Below are 14,205 nucleotides of genomic sequence, written 5' to 3'. Positions count from 1 at the left end.
TCCTGAAAAGAGCAGATCATGAGTGAAACATTGAACCAGATTCGCTTTCGCATCGACGGTATGGATTGCGCATCCTGCGCAGCCAAGATCGATACTGCCGTACGGCGGGTGCGCGGTATTGAGGATGTGTCCGTCTCCGTCACGGCAGGCACGATGACTGTCAGCCATGATGGAACGGGCGATCTCGACAAGGTCGCAAGCAAGGTGCGCAGCCTCGGCTATGGCGTTGAGCCGCTCATCGAGGAAAAAACAGTCGCGAAGCATGAGCATTCGCACGATCATTCTCACCACGACCACGACCACGACCACGACCACGACCACGACCATGGGGCGTGCGGTGGTCATCATGACCACTGCGATCATGATCACGAAGCCCATGACAAGGTTATTGCTGTAACGGCCAACAGTTTCCGTTTTCAGGTCGATGGCATGGATTGTGCGTCATGTGCGGCCAAGATCGATACTGCCGTGCGGCGCTTGTCGGGCGTGACGGATGTGTCCGTCTCGGTGACCAATGGTGCGATGACCGTCAATCATGACGGATCGGCAAAAAGCGACGAAATTGCCGGCAAGGTGACGGCGCTGGGCTACAAGACCGCGCTTGCCGAAATCGCTGTCCCTGGTGCCGGTTCTGCACCAAAGGCGACTGCGCCCACAAGGCCGCTGCCCTGGTGGCGTTCGAAAAAGGGCCAGATGATGCTGGCCTGCGGCGGCGGGCTGGTCGCGGCCTATATTGTCGGACATCTTTATCCGCCCATCGCGCTTTGGGCCTTTACGGCTGCGATGCTGATCGGCCTCGTGCCGATTGCCAAGCGTGCCTATATGGCGGCGATCAATGGCACGCCATTTTCCATCGAGATGCTGATGACGATTGCTGCTGTGGGAGCAATGTTCATCGGCGCGACGGAGGAGGCGGCAGCGGTCGTGTTTCTCTTTCTGGTCGGGGAGCTCCTGGAAGGCGTTGCCGCCGGAAAGGCGCGCGCCAGCATTCAATCCCTGACTATGCTGGTGCCGAAGACAGCCTTTCTTGAGAAAAACGGAGCGACCACTGAAGTTGCCGCCGATAGTCTGGCGGTTGGCGATGTGATTTCCGTGCGTCCGGGCGACCGTATGCCTGCGGACGGCGAAATCCTGACGGGCGAAAGCGCTGTCGATGAAGCGCCGGTCACCGGTGAAAGCACGCCGGTCGGGAAGGCTGAAGGCGATACGGTTTTTGCGGGCACGATCAACGGCGACGGCGTGTTGCGGGTCCGGGTTACGGCTGCGGCGCAGGACAACACCATCGCCCGCGTTGTGCGGCTGGTTGAGGAAGCGCAGGAAGCCAAGGCACCGACGGAACGTTTCATCAATCGTTTTTCGACCTATTATACGCCGGGCGTTGTGGTTGTGGCCGCGCTCGTCGCCATTCTGCCACCTCTTGTTGCAGGGGGGGACTGGAATGAATGGGTCTACAAGGGTCTTGCGATCCTTCTGATCGGCTGCCCCTGTGCGCTGGTCATATCCACGCCTGCTGCAATCGCAGCGGCTCTCTCGTCGGGCGCACGACGCGGCCTTCTTCTGAAGGGCGGCGCAGTACTGGAAACCATCGGCAAGATCACGGCGGCCTGCTTCGACAAGACCGGCACGCTGACCGAAGGCAAGCCGAAGGTGACAGATGTTCTTGCAGGCGACCTGCCCGAAGATGATGTGCTGCGTCTTGCCGCGTCCCTGGATACGGGCTCAAGCCATCCGCTGGCGCTGGCGATTGTCGGTGCCGCAGAACAGCGTAACCTGAAACTGTCCGTCATCACGCAGGGCAAGGCCCATGGCGGCAAAGGCGTGTCAGGTGCGGTCGGTGAAATGAACCTGTTTCTGGGGTCGCGCCGCGCAGCCAATGATATTGTGGCCATTCCAGATGCGCTGGCGAGCCGTATTGCCGCCTGCAACGACGAAGGCAAGACGGTCTCTGTCCTTGTCGCTAATGGCAAGATTGCCGGTGCAATCGCCATGCGTGATGAACCGCGCGCTGATGCCATTGCCGGTTTGCAGGAACTGAAATCCGCCAATATTCGCACTGTCATGCTGACGGGTGATAATCGTCGCACGGCGGAAGCCATCGGGCGTGATCTCGGGATCGAAGTGCGGGCCGAGCTTCTGCCGGAAGACAAGCAGCGCATTGTTGGCGAGTTGCGTAAAGAGGGTCTGATCGTCGCCAAGGTTGGCGATGGCATCAACGATGCACCAGCACTTGCTGCCGCAGATGTCGGCATCGCCATGGGCGGTGGCACGGACGTGGCGCTGGAAACAGCCGACGCTGCGGTTCTGCATGGCCGGGTTGGCGATGTTGCGGAAATGGTCGACCTTTCCAAGCGAACCATGCGCAATATCCATCAAAACATTGCCATAGCGCTTGGTTTGAAAGCTGTCTTTCTGGTGACCACTGTGCTGGGCATTACAGGCCTCTGGCCCGCCATCCTGGCCGATACAGGCGCAACTGTTCTCGTGACGCTCAATGCTTTGCGGCTTTTGAGGCAACCGGCGCGGTAAAACAAAAGAACCGGGGAAATCGCCGGTTCATCTCTCTTTCTTCGTGATGCGTTACTCGCCGATCAGAACGCGGATGCGCTCGCTATATTGCTTGCCGAAGGCGAGGTGTTCAGGGTTGATGTCCTTCAACTCGTCCACCAGTTGCGGCTCGCTTTCGGCGTCTGCGGCGGCAAGGCTGCTCATCAGGGCGAAATAACCGTAAATATAGTCGGACGGTGTAATGTTCTGGGCCTTGAGGACTTCCACCACCTGCGGGCGGGATTCAATGCTCTTCACCATCTTGTCGAAGGAAGGCGTGGCATCCTGTCCTTCCTCTTCGGTCGCCGAAAGTTCCATGCCACCTAGCTGTTCCTGCACTTTTTCCATGCGCGACAGGAAATCTTCGCTCAGCTTGAAATTGTTGATTTCGGCAGGCGTCTGCTTCGGTGCGACATCAAGCAGGTCGTCGGCAAACGCGACGCCGGTGGAAACGGGCAGGGCGATAAGGGAAAGGCCGAGGAAAACGGCGCAGCCTGCAATCTTGAAACGGGAAAAGACTGTCATTCTTCTATCCTCGAACTGTGGAACGATTCGCCGGCTAAAGTACCACATGTCAGAACATATCCTTGCGCTTGCGTATTTCGGCGAACACGGCTTCATCAGGTGCATCCTGCAGGCCGAGGCGGCTGCGAATACCGGCATCATGCCAGCGCAGGAAGGGATTTGTCGCCATTTCAAGCGCGATGCTTGACGGCAATGTCATGCGATCGGCGGCACGAAGCCGTGCGATCTCGGCGGCGCGTTCCTTGAGTGCGGAGTTGGCCGGGTCGATGGTGAGCGCAAAGCGGGCATTGCTTTCGGTATATTCATGGCCGCAATAAACCGCCGTGTCGCCGGGAAGCGCAACCAGCTTCTGCAATGACTGGAACATGGTGAGCGGCGTTCCCTCGAAAAGCCGCCCGCAGCCCAGTGCGAACAGCGTATCGCCCGTGAAGACGGCTTTCGCATCGGGAAGATAATAGGATACTTCGCCCGCCGTATGACCCGGCGTTGCGATGGTCTTGACGCGGAAGAGCCCGAAGGTGAATTCGTCTCCGTCCTTAACGGTCCGGTCGATACCGGGAATCTTTGTTTCTTCGGCCTTGGGGCCGATGATGCTGACCCCGTATTTCGCTTTCAACGCTTCGTTGCCCTCGACGTGGTCGAGATGGTGGTGCGTGGTGAAGATGAAATCGAGCGTCCAGCCACGCCGCTTCAGCGCCGCTTCGACCGCGGCTGCATCGGGCGCATCGATGGATGCTGTCAGTGCACTTTGGGGATCGTGGATGAGGACGCCGTAATTGTCGCTGCGGCAGATGAACTGTTCGATTTCAAGCCGTGGTGCGATGCTGTTCATGGCGTCCTTCCTCCTGTTATGCCAAGGCGCTGAGATGCTGACGCATCACGCCTTGAAAATGCTCAATCGCCGCACGGGCTGACCAAAGCTTGATGAGTTTCACTGATCAGGCTTTGGTATTACGATGCGGTCTTGTTGTCTTCCGTCAGCGAATGCTTCTGGATAAGCGGCATTTGTAAAAGCGTGAAGACAATGGTGATGGGCATAATGCCCCACACCTTGAACGATACCCAGGCATCGGTCGAGAAGTTCCGCCAGACAACTTCGTTGACCACGGCGAGGAAAATGAAGAACAGACCCCAGCGCAGCGTCAGCTTTCGCCAGCCTTCGGCGTCGAGACGGAAGGCCGAATCAAACACATAGCCGAGCAGGGACTTGCCGAAGAAGAGGCCGCCGAGCAGGATCGCACCGAACAGCGTGTTGACGATGGTGGGCTTCATCTTGATGAAGGTGTCGTTATGCAGCCAGAGCGTCAGCGCCCCGAACACCAGCACGACGATGCCGGAGACAAGCGGCATGATGGGCAGGGTGCGTGTCATTGTCCATGAAATGGCGAGCGCGATTACGGTTGCGCCCATGAATAGCGCCGTTGCCAGAAAGATCGGTGCGCCGATGGACGCCAGAACCGGAAAACGCTCGATCAGCATTTCGCCGCGCGCATTGGCAAAGAAGAAAACAAGAAGCGGTCCCAGCTCCAGCGCCAGCTTGAGCAGCGGCGGGACTTCCCGGCGTTCGGCTTCGCTTTTCTGTGACGGATCGCGTTCGAAAACGGGATGCTCCATCAGGCAACTCCTGCGATGGCGCGGGCAAAATCCTTGGCCGCAAAGGGTTCCAGATCGTCGACACCTTCGCCGACACCGATGAAATAGATCGGCAGTTTATGCTTGGCCGAGATGGCGACAAGAATGCCGCCCCGTGCCGTGCCGTCAAGCTTGGTCATGACCAGACCGTTGACGCCGGCAATATTCTTGAAGATTTCGACCTGATTAAGGGCATTCTGGCCGGTGGTGGCATCGAGTGTCTGCAAAACGGTATGCGGCGCTTCCGGATCATGCTTGCCCAGCACGCGCACGATCTTTGCAAGCTCGTCCATCAGTTCGGCCTTGTTCTGCAACCGTCCTGCCGTATCGATGATGAGAACGTCGCTGCCCGCTTCCTTGGCCTTTTCCCATGCGTCATAGGCAAGTCCTGCCGCATCGGCGCCAAGCTTGGAGGAGACGACCGGCGAACCGGTGCGTTCGCCCCAGATATGCAACTGCTCGATGGCTGCGGCGCGGAATGTATCGCCTGCCGCCAGCATGACCTTGAGGCCGCCTGCGGTAAGCTTTGCGGCAAGCTTGCCGATGGTGGTGGTCTTGCCGGTGCCGTTGACGCCGACCACAAGGATGACATGCGGCTTGTGCGACAGGTCAAGCTCCAGCGGCTTTGCCACCGGGCCTAGAACCTTTTCGATCTCCGCGCCCATGATGGTGCGCACTTCCTCGCCCGTCACGTCCTTGCCGTAGCGACCCGACGCAAGCGTATCGGTCACGCGCATGGCGGTCTCAAGCCCGAGATCGGCCTGAATGAGTACGTCTTCGAGATCCTGCAGCGTGTCATCATCGAGCTTGCGCTTGGTGAAAATGCCGCCGATGGATTCGCTCAATGAATTCGATGAACGGAGCAGGCCGCGACGCAGTCGCTCGAACCAGGACAGCTTTGGCTGAGGCGCTGCCTCAACCGGCGCTTCTTCCTTATGTTCCTCGACGGCCTTGGCGACTTTCACCTTCTTGGGCTTCACCGGCTCTGGCGCAGGCGCTTCAACCGCGATTGGTTCCATCACCGGAGGCTGTTCAATCGGGATTTCAATCTCTGCAACCGGATGCTCCGGTTCAGCCTTTTCTTCCTCAACCGTTTCAGACGCAGGCGCTTCAATCGGCTCAGGCTCGCTGGCGATCACGGGCGCTTCCGGTTCGGAAATGACCACTTCAACGACGGCTGTTTCGATTTCTTCGGGCGCTTCGACGGCTTCAGGAAGCTGTGTTTCCAAAGCCGTTTCCACGGCCTCGGGTGCCGGTTGTTCGACCGGCTTTTCTTCGACCTCCTTCTTGCCGAAGGAGAACATTTTCTTGATGAAACCCATTGCCATGAAATCTGGTGCCCTTAAGCTTTAAGCCGCTTGCGGCTCTGCCTGACGGGTGAGGAGTTTTTCACCGTCATGGCCTGTCACGATACGTTCGATGATTTCGCCCGGTGCGCCACCGTCCACCGATGCCAGCGTAAAGCCTTCGGTGCGCGCAATGCCTTCCTTCTCGACGAGAAGGCGCTGTAAGGTGCCATTCAGTGCGCCGAGGTGTTTTTCATAGGCACGATCGCCTTCCGCGCGCAGGCGTGCCGCGCGTTCCTTGACGATTTCGCGCCGCACCTGCGGCATGCGGGCGGCGGGCGTTCCTTCGCGTGCGCTGTAGGGGAAGACGTGCAGGTGGGACAGCCCGCATTCCTCGACGATTTTCAGCGAATTCTGAAACATATCTTCGGTTTCGGTCGGGAAACCGGCGATGATGTCCGCGCCGAAGACGATGTCGGGACGCAGAGAACGCACCGTTTCGCAGAAGCGGATCGAATCGTCGCGTAAGTGGCGGCGCTTCATGCGCTTCAGGATCATGTCGTCGCCCGCCTGTAGCGACAGATGCAGATGCGGCATCAGGCGCGTTTCATTGGCAATCGCATCCATCAGATCGTCATCGGCCTCGATGGAATCGATGGAGGAAAGACGCAGGCGCTGCAGATCCGGCACCTGAGTGAGAACAGTCTTCACCAGCTTGCCGAGACGCAGGCTTCCCGGCAGATCGGGACCATAGGAGGTCATGTCCACGCCGGTCAGCACCACTTCGGCATAACCGTTGCCGACAAGGCGTTTGACCTGATCCACCACCGCGCCCATCGGAACGGAGCGGGAATTACCGCGACCATAGGGAATGATGCAGAAGGTGCAGCGATGATCGCAGCCATTCTGCACCTGCACGAAGGCGCGTGCCCGGCCTTCAATGGCATCGACCATATGGCTTGCGGTTTCGCGCACTTCCATAATGTCGTTGACGCGCACTTTCTCGAACTGGTTGACGCCAAAATCCGGCAGCATCCGGTAGGAATTGGATTTCAGTTTTTCCTCATTGCCAAGAATGAGGTCGACTTCATCCATGGCGGCAAAATTGTCGGCTTCCGTCTGTGCTGCGCAGCCGGTGACGATGATGCGCGCTTCCGGATTTTCACGGCGGGCCTTGCGGATCGCCTGACGAGCCTGTCGCACGGCTTCTGCCGTAACGGCGCACGTGTTGAAGATGATCGCGCCGTCTTTCAGTTCGCCAAGTCCGGCGGCATCGGCTTCACGTTTCATCACCTCTGATTCATAGGTGTTGAGACGGCATCCGAATGTTACGACTTCCACCGACATCAGGCTGCACCCCTGTCAGTTGGCTTGTCATTCTCGGCGTCGCGGTTCCATTCGCCGGTCGCAGGATCGAAAGTGCCTGAAAATTCCCATTCGGCGGGGCCGGTCATCATGACATGATCGTCGTCACGCCATTCGATCCTGAGCGGGCCGCCGGGAACATTGACGGTAACCGTGCGCCCGGTGCGGCGCGTGCGCACTGCCGATACGGCTGCCGCGCAGGCGGCGGAACCGCAGGCGCGGGTCAGACCCGCACCGCGCTCCCATGTACGCAGGTCGATTGTCTCGGGCGAGGTGACATGGGCGATGGAGATATTGGCGCGCTCCGGAAAGATCGGATGATGTTCCAGAAGCGGTCCAAATTTTTCCAGCTCATAGGACCAGACATCGCGGTCGACCCAGAAGATTGCATGCGGGTTGCCCATGGATGCAACCGAGGGCGAATGCAGCACCGGCGCGTCGATGGGACCGACCTGCAGTTCGATCATGCGCGTATCGCGAAACTCTTCGGCAAGCGGAATGTCCTGCCAGTCGAGGCGCGGCTTGCCCATATCGACTGAAATCAGGCCGTCTTCGTGTTCGGTCGCAGTCAGGATTCCGGCGCGGGTCTCAAACGTGAAAGCCTGTCGGCCGGTCTCGGCGGCGAGCGCCTGCACGACGCAGCGTGTGCCGTTGCCGCAAGCCTGTGCTTCCGTGCCGTCGCAATTGATGATCGCGATATAGTTGTCGGTTCCCGCCATACGTGGATCGTGAATCGCCATGATCTGATCGAAGGCGGTTTCGCTGTCGCCTGCAAGACGGATCGCGGCTTCAGGCGTAATCCGGTCCGCGCGACCGCGCATGTCGGCAACGATGATCTGATTGCCGAGCCCGTTCATCTTGGCGAAGGCTGCCTTGGTGGCCATAACTATCGTGGTTCCGTTTTCCTGTGGCTTTGGTCGATAAAGCCTATGGGACAATTAGCGTCTATATGGCGGAAAAGCCCGCAAATTGCCAGTACCCGCGTCAGATTGCGAAAAGTTGCGGCGCAGGCTTTCCCGCAGAACAGGCGTCAATATCGGAGAAACTGTGGCCTTCCTGTCCCAGTTTCAAGATTATTAAGCGGTTTCAAGCATTCTTGAAGAGTTTGGGGGGCAAAAATGACAGATGCTGGTGTTGCTTTTTTAACCATATAGCCATTTTATCGGTCCAATATTGTCACATTGCAGGGCTTCGGTAGGAAGTCCGGGGCATCCCCACCCCAGATGAGAAATGCGGAAATGGAGAACCAGATGGGAATTTCGAAAGCAAGTCTGCTCAGCCTCGCGGCGGCTGGCATTGTTCTGGCCGGGTGCCAGAGCTCCCGGTTTGGCAATCTCGATACGGTTTCGCCACCACCGCCACCGCCACCCGTGAATGCGGCTCCGGCAGGCTCGGTGCAGAAGGGCAACCTTAATTCTCCCAATGCTTCGCAGTTTCCGACGGCTCCGACCACGGACCCGAATGCACAGCCCGGCACGCAGGTTGCAAGCCTGCCGCCGGCATCCGCGCCCGATCTGACGCCAGGCTCCGTCGCCGGTGTCTGGAATGCATCGCTTGGCGGCCAGAGCTGCAAGATCGCGACGCCGCAGACCAAATATGGTCAGGGCTATCGCGCTGGTCCGCTGCGTTGCCCGGGCGAACTCGGCAATCTCGCTTCCTGGGCCGTCAACGGCAAGCAGCTCGTTCTCTATGATGCGAATGGCGGCACCGTCGCTTCGCTCTATTCTTCGGGACAGAGCCGCTTCGACGGACAGACTTCAGGCGGGCAGGCCGTGTCGCTTTCGCGCTGATCGTTTGACGATAGCATTTTAGAAGGCGGAGCGTCTTCGGACGGCTCCGCCAAATCTTGGATAAAAGGTTTCACCGGAACCTGTCATGTCTTTCGACGGCAATCTCAAGGCGTTTCCTTCCCTTCGCGAACATTACGATGCGATGGTCGCGGCGGGTGATGTGGAAGCCGATCCCGCTCAACTCGAACTCACCGTCCGTTATGACCGGCTGATTGAGGAAATCTGCACCAAACGCCTGTCACGCAAGTCGAGCGCGCTCGGCTGGCTGTTCGGCAAGCGCAAGGAAGCAACGAGCATCATCAAAGGGCTTTACGTGCACGGCGAGGTCGGGCGCGGCAAGACCATGCTGATGGACATGTTCTTTTCGCTTCTGCCGGTGGAACGCAAGCGCCGCGCGCATTTCAACGATTTCATGGCCGATGTGCACGAGCGTATCTATGCGCATCGTCAGGCGCATAAACGTGGCGAGACCAAGCAGGACGACCCGATCCCGCCGGTCGCAGATGCCTTGAGCCAGCAGGCCTGGGTGCTGTGTTTCGACGAATTCACCGTCACGGATATTGCCGATGCGATGATCCTGTCGCGCCTGTTCAGCGCTTTGTTCGCCCGTGGCGTGGTGCTGGTGGCGACGTCCAACGTTGCGCCGGACAATCTTTATCGCGATGGCCTGAACCGGCAGCTCTTCCTGCCCTTCATCGATATTCTCAAGCAGCATGTCGATGTGATCAACCTCGATTCGCGCACCGACTATCGTCTCGAGAAACTCGACCGCCAGCCGGTCTATCTGTCGCCGCTTGGTTCCGAGGCGGCCAAGCGCATGGACGCGGCCTGGACGGCGCAAAAGGACGGCGCGCATGAAAAGTCCGACGTCATCCGCATCAAGGGACGCGACATCGAGGTCGCCCGTGCCGTACACGGCGCGGCGCGCTTCACTTTCGATGCGCTCTGTTCGAAGCCGCTTGGCGCCTCGGACTATATCGCCATCGTGAAGCATTATCCGACCCTGTTCATCGATGATGTTCCGGTGCTGGACTATTCGCGTCGCAATGAGGCCAAACGCTTCATTCTGCTGATCGACGTGCTCTACGATCACCACGCGCGGGTGTTCATTTCTGCAGAAGCCCAGCCGGAAAAGCTCTATCTTGCCAGCAAGGGCACGGAGGCCTTCGAGTTCGACCGCACCGCTTCCCGTCTCTTTGAGATGCAGAGCGCGGACTATCTGGCCGAACCTCCCGGCAAGGCCGGATAATCCGTCTTCACATCAACTGCCCTATCATCAGACTGCCACAGACTGGACTTATAAGCCCGGTGGGCTATGTTGCTCGCGCAATTCATGCGGAAGGTGCGGCACTTTCGTGCCGAACTTTCGATACGGCATCAGTTTTAAATCGGGGCCGGTTTTGAACAGGTGCACAACGTTGTTGGAATTGGCAGCTTGCCAGTCGCTCCGTCACCGCTTTGCCGGGGATGGTTCGCGGCGGTAGGAGAGGGTGGTTTTGCCTTGATATTGACAAATTATCTTACGTTTACGTAAGAACCATTGATTCTAACCGATTGAAAACATTAGTCGCAAAATAATGAGTTGAGTTTATCGCCAAAGAGTCCTATCTCGCAGTTCCAACGCTTGAGCGTTTCCGGCGAGGATTCCGGATGGCTTGATGCGTTTCTGGATCAAAAGTGAGGAAAGAAACAATCATGGCACGCAACAAGATTGCCCTCATCGGCTCCGGCATGATCGGCGGCACGCTCGCCCATCTGGCTGGTCTGAAGGAACTCGGCGACGTCGTCCTTTTCGACATTGCGGAAGGCACCCCGCAGGGTAAGGGACTGGATATTGCCGAATCTTCTCCGGTTGACGGTTTTGATGCGAAATATACCGGCGCCAACGACTACGCAGCAATCGAAGGCGCAGACGTTGTCATCGTGACCGCAGGCGTGCCGCGCAAGCCGGGCATGAGCCGCGACGACCTTCTGGGCATCAACCTCAAGGTGATGGAACAGGTTGGCGCGGGCATCAAGAAATATGCTCCTGAAGCTTTCGTCATCTGCATCACCAACCCGCTGGACGCCATGGTCTGGGCGCTGCAGAAGTTCTCCGGCCTTCCGGCGCACAAGGTTGTCGGCATGGCTGGCGTTCTCGACAGCGCCCGCTTCCGTTATTTCCTCTCGGAAGAATTCAACGTTTCGGTTGAAGACGTCACGGCATTCGTGCTGGGCGGCCACGGCGACAGCATGGTTCCGCTGGCCCGTTACTCGACCGTTGCAGGCATCCCGCTCCCTGACCTCGTCAAGATGGGCTGGACCAGCCAGGACAAGCTCGACAAGATCATCCAGCGCACCCGTGACGGCGGCGCGGAAATCGTCGGTCTGCTCAAGACCGGTTCGGCTTTCTACGCTCCGGCTGCATCGGCCATCCAGATGGCTGAATCCTACCTCAAGGACAAGAAGCGCGTCCTGCCGGTTGCTGCCCAGCTTTCTGGCCAGTACGGCGTCAAGGACATGTATGTCGGCGTGCCGACCGTCATCGGCGCCAATGGCGTCGAGCGCATCATTGAAATTGATCTCGACAAGAACGAAAAGGCCGAGTTCGACAAGTCGGTGGCATCTGTCGCCGGTCTTTGCGAAGCCTGCATCGGCATCGCTCCGTCGCTGAAGTAAAATTCCAGACAAGGCCGGATTGTCGCCTGCGGGCGGCTCCGGCCTTTTCCGGCTGTCAATCCGTACCGGTTCCGTTCAATCCCAATATGCAACGGACCGGGAATCCGCAGAGGACAACCAGATGAATATTCACGAATACCAGGCCAAGCGCCTGCTTCACACCTACGGCGCGCCGATCGCCAATGGTGTGGCTGTCTATTCCGTCGAACAGGCGGAAGAGTGGGCAAAGACGCTTCCCGGACCGCTTTATGTCGTCAAGAGCCAGATCCATGCTGGCGGACGCGGCAAGGGCAAGTTCAAGGAACTCGGCCCGGACGCCAAGGGCGGCGTGCGCCTCGCCAAGTCTGTCGAGGAAGTGGTTGCCAATGCGAAGGAAATGCTCGGCAACACGCTCGTCACCAAGCAGACCGGCCCAGCCGGAAAGCAGGTCAACCGTCTTTACATCGAAGACGGCGCCAACATTGATCGCGAGCTCTATCTCTCGATCCTGATCGACCGCACCGTTGGTCGTCCGGCTTTCGTCGTTTCGACCGAAGGCGGCATGGACATTGAAGCCGTTGCCGAAGAAACCCCTGAAAAGATCGTGACTGTCGCCATCGATCCGGCCAAGGGCGTAACGGATGAAGACGCCAACAAGCTCGCCGACGCGCTGAAGCTTGAAGGTCAGGCTCGTGAAGACGGCGTCAAGCTGTTCCCGATCCTCTACAAGGCGTTCACCGAAAAGGACATGAGCCTTCTTGAGATCAACCCGCTGATCGTTATGACCGACGGCCGCGTGCGCGTTCTCGACGCCAAGGTATCGTTCGACGGCAATGCGCTGTTCCGTCATCCTGACATTCAGGAACTGCGTGATCTGTCGGAAGAAGACGAAAAAGAGATCGAAGCTTCCAAGTACGACCTCGCTTACGTCGCTCTCGACGGCAATATCGGCTGCATGGTCAACGGCGCAGGCCTTGCCATGGCAACGATGGACATCATCAAGCTCTACGGCGCAGAACCTGCCAACTTCCTCGACGTTGGTGGCGGCGCTTCCAAGGAGAAGGTGACGGCTGCGTTCAAGATCATCACCGCTGATCCGGCTGTCCAGGGCATTCTGGTCAACATCTTCGGTGGCATCATGAAGTGCGACGTGATCGCCGAAGGCGTGATCGCTGCGGTCAAGGAAGTCGGCCTGAAGGTTCCGCTGGTTGTCCGTCTTGAAGGCACCAATGTGGAACTCGGCAAGAAGATCATCAACGAGAGCGGCCTGAACGTTATTTCGGCTGACGATCTCGACGATGCGGCGCAGAAGATCGTCGCTGCTGTGAAGGGGAATTAAGGCATGTCCATTCTCGTTAACAAGGACACCAAGGTTCTCGTACAGGGCCTGACCGGCAAGACCGGTACCTTCCACACCGAACAGGCGCTTGCTTACTACGGCACGCAGATGGTCGGCGGTATCCATCCGAAGAAGGGTGGCGAAACCTGGGAAGGCTCCAAGGGCGAAAAGCTTCCGATCTTCGCAACTGTTGCCGAAGCCAAGGAACGCACGGGCGCTGACGCATCCGTGATCTACGTTCCGCCTGCAGGCGCAGCCGACGCGATCATCGAAGCTATCGAAGCTGAAGTTCCGTTCATCGTCTGCATCACCGAAGGCATTCCGGTCCTGGACATGGTTCGCGTCAAGGAGCGTCTGGAACGCTCGAAGTCGCGCCTGCTCGGACCGAACTGCCCGGGCATCCTGACCCCTGAAGAATGCAAGATCGGCATCATGCCGGGCAATATCTTCAAGAAGGGTTCGGTGGGTGTTGTATCGCGCTCCGGCACGCTTACCTATGAAGCTGTGTTCCAGACCTCGAACGAGGGCCTCGGCCAGACCACTGCTGTCGGTATCGGCGGCGACCCGGTCAAGGGCACCGAGTTCATCGACGTGCTGGAAATGTTCCTGGCCGACGACGAAACCAAGTCGATCGTCATGATCGGTGAAATCGGCGGTTCGGCTGAAGAAGATGCGGCTCAGTTCCTCAAGGACGAAGCCAAGCGCGGTCGCAAGAAGCCAATGGTCGGCTTCATCGCTGGCCGTACGGCTCCTGCCGGACGCACCATGGGCCATGCCGGCGCCGTGATCTCCGGCGGCAAGGGCGGAGCGGAAGACAAGATTGCAGCCATGGAATCGGCTGGCATCCGCGTGTCGCCGTCGCCGGCGCAGCTCGGCAAGACGCTGGTCGAAGTCCTCAAGGGCTGAGATCGCGTATCGGTCTGAATATCCCGGCGGCGGCGAAAGCCGCTGCCGGGTTTAGCATAACAGCGGGTCATGTGATCCGCTTAGAGGGACGGATATCCGTTCCGACGCGTAGAGTTTAGTCATGCCGGGGTCTGTAGCGGTTCCTCCCCGGCGGCGTGAGGGATGAAGTTTCAAACTTCCG

General features: G+C 58.7%; 12 protein-coding genes. 6 read left to right on the top strand and 6 right to left on the bottom strand.

All coding sequences use genetic code 11. The features are described 5' to 3' along the window. Nucleotides 1-18: 18 nt before the first annotated feature. Nucleotides 19-2,526 carry a heavy metal translocating P-type ATPase gene (locus F9K91_RS12345; protein ID WP_151677893.1) on the top strand — a complete coding sequence of 836 codons (2,508 nt, stop codon included), beginning with the start codon at nucleotides 19-21 and terminating at the stop codon, nucleotides 2,524-2,526. A gap of 51 nt (nucleotides 2,527-2,577) precedes the next feature. Here F9K91_RS12345 and F9K91_RS12340 read toward each other — a convergent pair whose 3' ends face one another. From F9K91_RS12340 to dapF, 6 genes are all read right to left on the bottom strand, one after another. Next, the gene (locus tag F9K91_RS12340) at nucleotides 2,578-3,069 is read right to left on the bottom strand and encodes a hypothetical protein (RefSeq protein ID WP_151650847.1); all 492 of its coding nucleotides are present in this window, start codon (nucleotides 3,067-3,069) and stop codon (nucleotides 2,578-2,580) included. A gap of 49 nt (nucleotides 3,070-3,118) precedes the next feature. Then, complete coding sequence (gene gloB / locus F9K91_RS12335; RefSeq protein WP_151555407.1) at nucleotides 3,119-3,901, bottom strand: hydroxyacylglutathione hydrolase; 783 nt, start codon at nucleotides 3,899-3,901, stop codon at nucleotides 3,119-3,121. A 119-nt stretch (nucleotides 3,902-4,020) separates the two neighbouring features. Continuing rightward, nucleotides 4,021-4,683, bottom strand: a complete 663-nt coding sequence (locus F9K91_RS12330; RefSeq protein ID WP_012091125.1) for a septation protein A — start codon at nucleotides 4,681-4,683, stop codon at nucleotides 4,021-4,023. Then, a complete protein-coding gene (gene ftsY / locus F9K91_RS12325; protein WP_151677892.1) occupies nucleotides 4,683-6,029 on the bottom strand; it encodes a signal recognition particle-docking protein FtsY in 1,347 nt (448 codons plus the stop codon). Before ftsY ends, F9K91_RS12330 begins: the two co-directional genes overlap by 1 nt. Nucleotides 6,030-6,050: 21 nt before the next feature. Next, nucleotides 6,051-7,334 (bottom strand): tRNA (N(6)-L-threonylcarbamoyladenosine(37)-C(2))-methylthiotransferase MtaB, encoded by a 1,284-nt coding sequence (gene mtaB / locus F9K91_RS12320; protein WP_151555405.1) that lies wholly within the window; start codon nucleotides 7,332-7,334, stop codon nucleotides 6,051-6,053. Beyond that, the gene (gene dapF, locus F9K91_RS12315) at nucleotides 7,334-8,236 is read right to left on the bottom strand and encodes a diaminopimelate epimerase (protein ID WP_151677891.1); all 903 of its coding nucleotides are present in this window, start codon (nucleotides 8,234-8,236) and stop codon (nucleotides 7,334-7,336) included. The genes mtaB and dapF overlap by 1 nt, the downstream gene beginning before the upstream one ends. 366 nt (nucleotides 8,237-8,602) lie before the next feature. Here dapF and F9K91_RS12310 point away from each other — a divergent pair, with 366 nt between their 5' ends. From F9K91_RS12310 to sucD, 5 genes are all read left to right on the top strand, one after another. Further along, nucleotides 8,603-9,142: a protease inhibitor Inh/omp19 family protein gene (locus tag F9K91_RS12310; RefSeq protein ID WP_010657597.1), complete on the top strand. Its 540-nt coding sequence runs from the start codon at nucleotides 8,603-8,605 to the stop codon at nucleotides 9,140-9,142. An 85-nt stretch (nucleotides 9,143-9,227) separates the two neighbouring features. Beyond that, nucleotides 9,228-10,391 carry a cell division protein ZapE gene (gene zapE, locus F9K91_RS12305; protein WP_151555403.1) on the top strand — a complete coding sequence of 388 codons (1,164 nt, stop codon included), beginning with the start codon at nucleotides 9,228-9,230 and terminating at the stop codon, nucleotides 10,389-10,391. A gap of 446 nt (nucleotides 10,392-10,837) precedes the next feature. Further along, nucleotides 10,838-11,800 (top strand): malate dehydrogenase, encoded by a 963-nt coding sequence (mdh, locus tag F9K91_RS12300; protein WP_061344542.1) that lies wholly within the window; start codon nucleotides 10,838-10,840, stop codon nucleotides 11,798-11,800. A 121-nt stretch (nucleotides 11,801-11,921) separates the two neighbouring features. Continuing rightward, a complete protein-coding gene (sucC, locus tag F9K91_RS12295) occupies nucleotides 11,922-13,118 on the top strand; it encodes an ADP-forming succinate--CoA ligase subunit beta (RefSeq protein WP_151677890.1) in 1,197 nt (398 codons plus the stop codon). Between the two features lie 3 nt (nucleotides 13,119-13,121). Further along, on the top strand, nucleotides 13,122-14,024 hold the full coding sequence (sucD, locus tag F9K91_RS12290; protein WP_078337571.1) for a succinate--CoA ligase subunit alpha: 903 nt from the start codon (nucleotides 13,122-13,124) through the stop codon (nucleotides 14,022-14,024). Nucleotides 14,025-14,205 lie beyond the last annotated feature (181 nt).

It is taken from the genome of Brucella tritici, from assembly GCF_008932295.1.
Lineage (GTDB): Bacteria > Pseudomonadota > Alphaproteobacteria > Rhizobiales > Rhizobiaceae > Brucella > Brucella tritici.
Note: the sequence above shows the minus strand (reverse complement) of the source record. Positions and strands in the feature narration are given on the sequence as shown.

Bases quoted from the DNA above. Each gene is read 5' to 3' on its own strand.
- F9K91_RS12345 (WP_151677893.1), top strand. From the start codon at position 19: ATGAGTGAAACATTGAACCAGATTCGCTTTCGCATCGACGGTATGGAT.
- F9K91_RS12340 (WP_151650847.1), bottom strand. From the start codon at position 3,069: ATGACAGTCTTTTCCCGTTTCAAGATTGCAGGCTGCGCCGTTTTCCTC.
- gloB (WP_151555407.1), bottom strand. From the start codon at position 3,901: ATGAACAGCATCGCACCACGGCTTGAAATCGAACAGTTCATCTGCCGC.
- F9K91_RS12330 (WP_012091125.1), bottom strand. From the start codon at position 4,683: ATGGAGCATCCCGTTTTCGAACGCGATCCGTCACAGAAAAGCGAAGCC.
- ftsY (WP_151677892.1), bottom strand. From the start codon at position 6,029: ATGGCAATGGGTTTCATCAAGAAAATGTTCTCCTTCGGCAAGAAGGAG.
- mtaB (WP_151555405.1), bottom strand. From the start codon at position 7,334: ATGTCGGTGGAAGTCGTAACATTCGGATGCCGTCTCAACACCTATGAA.
- dapF (WP_151677891.1), bottom strand. From the start codon at position 8,236: ATGGCCACCAAGGCAGCCTTCGCCAAGATGAACGGGCTCGGCAATCAG.
- F9K91_RS12310 (WP_010657597.1), top strand. From the start codon at position 8,603: ATGGGAATTTCGAAAGCAAGTCTGCTCAGCCTCGCGGCGGCTGGCATT.
- zapE (WP_151555403.1), top strand. From the start codon at position 9,228: ATGTCTTTCGACGGCAATCTCAAGGCGTTTCCTTCCCTTCGCGAACAT.
- mdh (WP_061344542.1), top strand. From the start codon at position 10,838: ATGGCACGCAACAAGATTGCCCTCATCGGCTCCGGCATGATCGGCGGC.
- sucC (WP_151677890.1), top strand. From the start codon at position 11,922: ATGAATATTCACGAATACCAGGCCAAGCGCCTGCTTCACACCTACGGC.
- sucD (WP_078337571.1), top strand. From the start codon at position 13,122: ATGTCCATTCTCGTTAACAAGGACACCAAGGTTCTCGTACAGGGCCTG.